General features: G+C 41.2%; 5 protein-coding genes and 1 pseudogene. 3 read left to right on the top strand and 3 right to left on the bottom strand.

Going from position 1 to position 5,948, the window contains the following annotated elements; genetic code table 11:
• Nucleotides 1–216 (top strand): ISAzo13-like element transposase-related protein (locus tag VXK47_RS00080; protein ID WP_435546734.1); only part of this gene is annotated, 216 nt, incomplete at its 5' end.
• 63 nt (nucleotides 217–279) lie between these two features.
• On the opposite strand, the gene VXK47_RS00075 is transcribed toward VXK47_RS00080, so the two are convergent.
• Both VXK47_RS00075 and VXK47_RS00070 read right to left on the bottom strand, forming a co-directional pair.
• Nucleotides 280–1,455: an acetyl-CoA acetyltransferase gene (locus VXK47_RS00075; protein ID WP_435546733.1), complete on the bottom strand. Its 1,176-nt coding sequence runs from the start codon at nucleotides 1,453–1,455 to the stop codon at nucleotides 280–282.
• Nucleotides 1,456–1,481: 26 nt separating this feature from the next.
• Complete coding sequence (locus tag VXK47_RS00070) at nucleotides 1,482–2,891, bottom strand: hydroxymethylglutaryl-CoA synthase family protein (RefSeq protein WP_435546732.1); 1,410 nt, start codon at nucleotides 2,889–2,891, stop codon at nucleotides 1,482–1,484.
• A gap of 192 nt (nucleotides 2,892–3,083) precedes the next feature.
• Between VXK47_RS00070 and VXK47_RS00065 the strand changes: the two genes are divergently transcribed.
• Nucleotides 3,084–3,332, top strand: coding sequence for a transposase (locus VXK47_RS00065; RefSeq protein WP_435546731.1), 249 nt, complete (start codon nucleotides 3,084–3,086; stop codon nucleotides 3,330–3,332).
• A pseudogene (locus tag VXK47_RS00060) lies at nucleotides 3,268–3,774 on the top strand (transposase); the annotation flags it as partial. The gene VXK47_RS00065 and the pseudogene VXK47_RS00060, both read left to right, overlap by 65 nt.
• Before the next feature lie 403 nt (nucleotides 3,775–4,177).
• Here VXK47_RS00060 and VXK47_RS00055 read toward each other — a convergent pair.
• A complete protein-coding gene (locus VXK47_RS00055) occupies nucleotides 4,178–5,707 on the bottom strand; it encodes a YifB family Mg chelatase-like AAA ATPase (RefSeq protein WP_435546730.1) in 1,530 nt (509 codons plus the stop codon).
• Between the last annotated feature and the right edge of the window lie 241 nt (nucleotides 5,708–5,948).

The raw sequence follows: 5,948 nt of genomic DNA, 5'->3' as shown, positions 1-5,948 counted from the left end.
AATTGGCGCGGCAAACCTCTTGTCAGCCATGAAGTTATCATTAGTCTAATTTCATCCACAACTACCCAAAAGGGTCTTATTGTAAAATGTGAACTGGATGAAAATAAGTATCCCAAAGGCATACAGGTATCTGATGAAGATATTCTAAAAGTGAATATGAAGATGGATGATTTTCATGGAGAGTGGAATTACACCATCTTACCGAACACAAGCTAATATGTTACAATAATATTATGACAGACTCTTAATAGGTGTGTATAAAAAATATCTGCAAATCCATCAATTGTTGCGGCCGAAAATAGCTACAGCGCAATTTGCACCCGGAACACCACCCAAATTATGGCTTAATGCGATTCTTGCATTTTTTACCTGCCGTTTACCGGCTTTTTCCAGAAGCTGGTTATATAATTCATATACCATTCTTATTCCGCTTGCTCCGAGCGGATGACCGAAGCATTTAAGACCGCCATCCGTATTAACCGGCAAAGCTCCGTCAAGTGCAAAACGTCCTTCTTCAACGTCTTTTTTCCCTTCTCCCTTGGCGCTTAACCCAAGATCCTCATAAATAAAGAGCTCATGAATAGTAAAACAATCATGTACTTCAGCAATATCTATCTCTTCGTGGGGATTTTTTATGCCTGCTTCCTTATAAGCGGCCGCGGCTGCCCTGAGATTTTCTTCCATATGCAAAAAGTCATAATCGGTTGTGAGAAACGGCTGACCGCTGCCGCTGCTTACTCCAAATCCTTTTATTAATACATAATCTTTTTTGAGACTCTTTGCTATCTCAGGCGTTGTAAGGATAGCAGCAGATCCACCATCGCTTATGCCGCAGGCATCATAAAGACTCAAGGGATACGCTATCATAGGGGACTTTAATACGGTCTCAATGGTTATTTCATTTCTAAGATGAGCATTTGGGCTCATCGTTCCGTTATGATGATTCTTAACCGCAATTCTGGCCAGCAGTGTTTTGCCTTCCTCCAGACTCAGCCCATGATGGTGAAAATATCTGGTAGCTAATTTGGCAAAAAACTGTGCAGGCGCCGTCCTGACATCTACCCTGCTGTAATCGGGTGGCATGCGTGCCCAGTTAAAGCCTGAATTATGGTCCTTTAATTTCTCCATACCGCATGCTATTACTATATCGTATGCTCCTGATGCCACTCCGTAAGCAGCATTTCTTAATGCTTCGGTTCCGCTGCAGCAGACATTTTCAACGCGGGTAACAGGCACATAGTCCAATTTCAAAGGACGGGTCAGTATAGTCCCTGAATTTCCGGTAGTTACCGTCCCGAGCCAGCCTGCCTGTATATCCTTTATATCAATTCCGGCATCTTCAATCGCTTCCATGCAGGATTCAAGCACCAGGTCGTCCGGGCTTTTGTCCCAGAGCTCTCCAAACTTGGTGCAGCCCATACCTACAATCGCGACCTTATCTTTGATTCCTTCCATATTTATTTCCTCCCTAATATATTTTATTACTGAAACCGCACAGGCATGGCTTTCCAATAGTAATGGTAAATTCCCTCATCAAAGAATATCTTCCGGAAGGTCATCTCAACTTCCATCCCTACCTTGACTTCTTTAACATCTCTATCCGTCATATAGACTTCCGCTCTTCCGCCGCCCTCAAAATCGATAATGGGCAAAACGGTAGGTTGATCGACCATGCTTGAAAAATCCATGGAATAAGTAAAAACTGTGGCCTTTTTATCGGACAGTTTCACTTCATCATATTGATCTACGGAATGGCACTTTACGCAAACCCGCTGGGGAGGAAACTGAATGACCCCGCAATCCTTGCATTTGCTTCCGCAAAGCGTCAATATTCTGCTGCGTTCACGATAGATAGCAGGTACAGCCGTGTTTTCCTGGTAATTTGAGTAATAAATCTTTTCATGTTCGGGGTTGAGAAGCCCGCGCCACACAAGATAAGTCGTGTAGGCAGAAATCATTTTTTTGGAATCCAGTTGCGCTTTTACACCATTTTTATTTCTTATCTTATCAATCTGCTCAGTAACTTTGATTGCTATGGCATCAGCTCCGTCTCCATAACCGAGAAGAAGTATTCTGTCGCCCGGCTTGGCCTCATCAAGAGCTGCTGCAAGCTGAATAAGAGCAAAAGATGCCCCTGTATTGCCAAGTACGTCAAGCATCGGATTCTGAAGCTGGGTGGCGGGATCAAATCCGAGCATTTTTGCCAGCTTTGCTGAGCTTTTAGTATCCGGTGTATAAAATACCAGTTTGGAAAAATCGGCAGGCTTCAAATTGCTTTTTTTCATAAGACCGGCAACCGCCTGGGCGGCAATCTTCAGATAACCCTCGGTCAGCCCGAAACGGGCTTCCCAGAACCTGACGAATTTATCATCCTGAGTACGCCATATATCAAGAATATCACATGAGACTGAATAAGATGCTTCTATTTCGGCAGCCACATCAGTGTCGCCTATCACAAAGGCAGCCGCTCCATCACCGAATGTACGCTCATGTTGCTCCATAGGAAGCCCCATCCGCGTATCAGCTGCGGTAACCATAGCCTTTTTCATACTTTTTGCAGCAACAGCGTCAAATGCCGACATAAGTGCAGATGTTCCACCTTTCAGGGAATTTGCAATGTCGACAGTCCCAATTCCCTGCGGAAGATCACAGGCAGCAGCAATCACGGATGCAGCCTGCTTTTCCTTGTATGGAAAAGTTGTTGAGGCAAAAAAGACTTTTTCAATTGAGGCTCTGTCGGAGCCTTTAAGACAATTTAGCCCGGCCGCTACTGCCATAGTTAAACTATCCTCATCAAAGCAGGCAATGGCTTTTTCAGTCTTCATGCCCATTGCCTTACCGCCCATTCTCCAAAGGGGAACGTAGCTCCCGTAAGACGTTATCCCTACCATTTTTTGCTCCTTATACTTTAATGTTTTGAAGCTCTCTGCAATAAAAACGGATTACAAATTATAAATACCTTGGTTCAATTTTATACTATGCATGCGTAACCCATATATAAAAACATATAATGGACCCCGAAATTTGAACTGATGGTTAAGCTGCTTTTTCTGTGATATTGACTCCATTATAAAGGAAACAGAATGAGAAAGCAATATCCAGGGAATTTTAAAGCAAAGGTTGCATTGGAAGCCATCAGGTCAGAGGATACGATAGCGGAGTTGTCATCCAAGTATGAGATTCACAGAGCCTTGGTTATGCGATGGAAAAAAGAGGCTTTGTCGGCCTTGCCGGATATTTTTGGAACCGGCAAAGAACGAGAGCAAAAGGTACGTGCTTTCATGGAAATTGAGCAACACCCTTGCGGCCGACTTTTGCGTGGAGGCGCTTAATGAGGCTCTCGAACAATGTCAGCCGGAAATATTCAACACCGACCAAGGCAGCCAGTATGCGTCCAGTGAATTTTTAAAGCCGCTTAAAGCCAGAGGCATAAAAATCAGCATGGACTCAAAAGGACGAGCTTTGGATAACATTTTCGTCGAAAGGCTGTGGCGAAGCGTGAAATACGAAGAGGTCTATATTTCAGAATACCGTACCGCCAAGGAAGCCTTTTCGTCCTTAAAGAAATATTTTGTGTTCTACAACAACTGCCGGTTTCACCAGGCCTTAAATTACAAGACTCCGGCTGAGGTGCATTATCAAATGAGTGTTTTTATAGTTTTCATTCTTCCCCCTTTTTATTTTAACTACTCAATAAGTTGCCTCAATAATTATATAATTTTTATTAACTCAGTAAAACTTTTCCTCAAAATCCCTTTTATATCACCTCCTTAAATTAAAGTGCCAAAGTGTTATATTATTAATTACTTAAAAACATTGAATATAATTTATTCATTTCAATAAAAATCCTTTCAATAGATTACCAAAAAATCAAAGGACTTTTCATACTGCTGTTGTGTAAATCAAGAAATGTCATTTCGACCGCAGGGAGAAATCTAAGATTTTAAGCCATGAAGGCTCATCCGAAATGACAGAGTATCATTGACATGACACTACCTATATTACCTAAGTATTACATAAGTAGATTTAAAGTAATTGTATTACATTGTGCAATATACAGACCAGTATTGTTAAAAATACAAAAAATAAGGAGGGTTACTATTTTGTATCAGTATTTGGTTGAAATATCAATATTCTGATGTTATATGTGACACCGATAATTTCGTATTGTTGTTATTTATAGTTTTCCTCGATCAAGATTTCGATATTGGATAGCCTCCGAAACATGATCGGCCTCAATATCCGTTTTCCCTGCAAGATCGGCTATTGTTCGGGAAATTTTTAAAATGCGGTTGAAAGCCCTTGCGGAAAGCCCGAGTTTATCAACGGCAGATTCGATAAAACCGCAGGCAACATCATCAATTTTACAGTATTTTTTGATATGCCTGCTGTTCATCTGGGCATTACAGTATATTTTAGATTTATTGAATCTTTCAGTCTGAATAAGCCGCGCTGCTGAAACACGCTTTTTTATTTCTTCCGAACTTTCGGAAGGAAAATCTGTCATAAGATCTCTGTATGCCACTGCCGGGACCTCAACATGAATATCAATTCTGTCCATTAAAGGTCCTGAAATTTTCGATCTGTATCTGTGTATTTGTTGATATGTACATTTGCATTCATGTTTGGGATCGGAAAAAAAGCCGCATGGACATGGATTCATGGCTGTCACAAGCATAAAGCTTGCCGGATATGTAATGGTTGTTAAGGCTCTCGAAATTGTAACCTTCATGTCTTCAAGAGGCTGACGCAATACTTCAAGCACATGTTTTTTGAATTCGGAAAGCTCGTCTAAAAAAAGGACTCCGTTATGCGCAAGACTCACTTCTCCCGGTCTCGGCGCATGACCTCCTCCTATTAAACCTGCATCTGAAATCGTATGATGAGGAGATCTGAAAGGTCTTTTTACAATCATGGCATCCCCTTCTTCGAGCATGCCAACAACACTGTATATTTTTGTGGTTTCAAGCGCCTCATCAAAAGAGATCGGGGGCAAGATAGAAGGAAGTCTTTTAGCCAGCATGGTTTTTCCTGAACCAGGGGGCCCTATCATTATAATATTATGTCCGCCGGCTGCTGCAACTTCGAGTGCCCGCTTCGCATGTTCCTGTCCTTTTACCTCTGAAAAATCAACTTCAAACCTGCTGTTTTCATCAAACAATAAGCTTATATCGGTTTTTGCTGCTTCAAGTTTTTCAGAGTTACGAAAAAATTCAACAACCTGAGACAGGGTTTTTACCGGAAAAACCGAAATCCCATCAACAACTGAAGCCTCCTTCCCGTTATCAAAAGGTACTATTATACCTTCATATCCTGCGGCTTTAGCTGCAAGGGCCATTGGAAGAGATCCGTTCACAGGTTTTATGCGCCCATCCAAAGAAAGTTCTCCGAGGACAGAATATCCCGAAAGCCTTTTTTGCATAATTACTCCTGTAGCTGAAAGAATTCCTATAGCAATAGGCAAATCAAATCCGGTTCCTTCTTTTTTTATGCTGGCGGGGGCAAGATTTACTGTAATCCTGTCATCCGGGAAAAAATACCCGGAATTAGCAATAGCGGATTTAACACGCTCCCTGCTTTCCTTTACCGATGCTTCAGGAAGCCCAACCGTAGTAAAAGAAGGAAGTCCTTTGGCAATATCCACTTCAACCTCAACGGGATAAGCATCTATACCGATAACTGCGCTGCTTAAAACCATAGCAAGCATGTACCCTCCTTATCTTATAATAACCAAAATACAGGATTTGAGACTTTTAAAATACAAATTTTGCTGATCAATTCTTAATATTTGCTATAAACTTATTATATATGAGGTAATTTCAAAAGTCTCGCATTGATCCGATTATTTTTATAAAAAGCAGTTGAAATACCAAATAACATATTGATTTAATAAAGAGAATGCTCTATTATCTTCTTAAATTCACCAATTCAAGAAAGGATGATAATAT

The organism is Desulfobacterium sp. N47 (assembly GCF_051233685.1).
Taxonomy (GTDB): domain Bacteria; phylum Desulfobacterota; class Desulfobacteria; order Desulfobacterales; family RPRI01; genus RPRI01.
Note: the sequence above shows the minus strand (reverse complement) of the source record. Positions and strands in the feature narration are given on the sequence as shown.

Bases quoted from the DNA above. Each gene is read 5' to 3' on its own strand.
- VXK47_RS00075 (WP_435546733.1), bottom strand. From the start codon at position 1,455: ATGGAAGGAATCAAAGATAAGGTCGCGATTGTAGGTATGGGCTGCACC.
- VXK47_RS00070 (WP_435546732.1), bottom strand. From the start codon at position 2,891: ATGGTAGGGATAACGTCTTACGGGAGCTACGTTCCCCTTTGGAGAATG.
- VXK47_RS00065 (WP_435546731.1), top strand. From the start codon at position 3,084: ATGAGAAAGCAATATCCAGGGAATTTTAAAGCAAAGGTTGCATTGGAA.
- VXK47_RS00055 (WP_435546730.1), bottom strand. From the start codon at position 5,707: ATGCTTGCTATGGTTTTAAGCAGCGCAGTTATCGGTATAGATGCTTAT.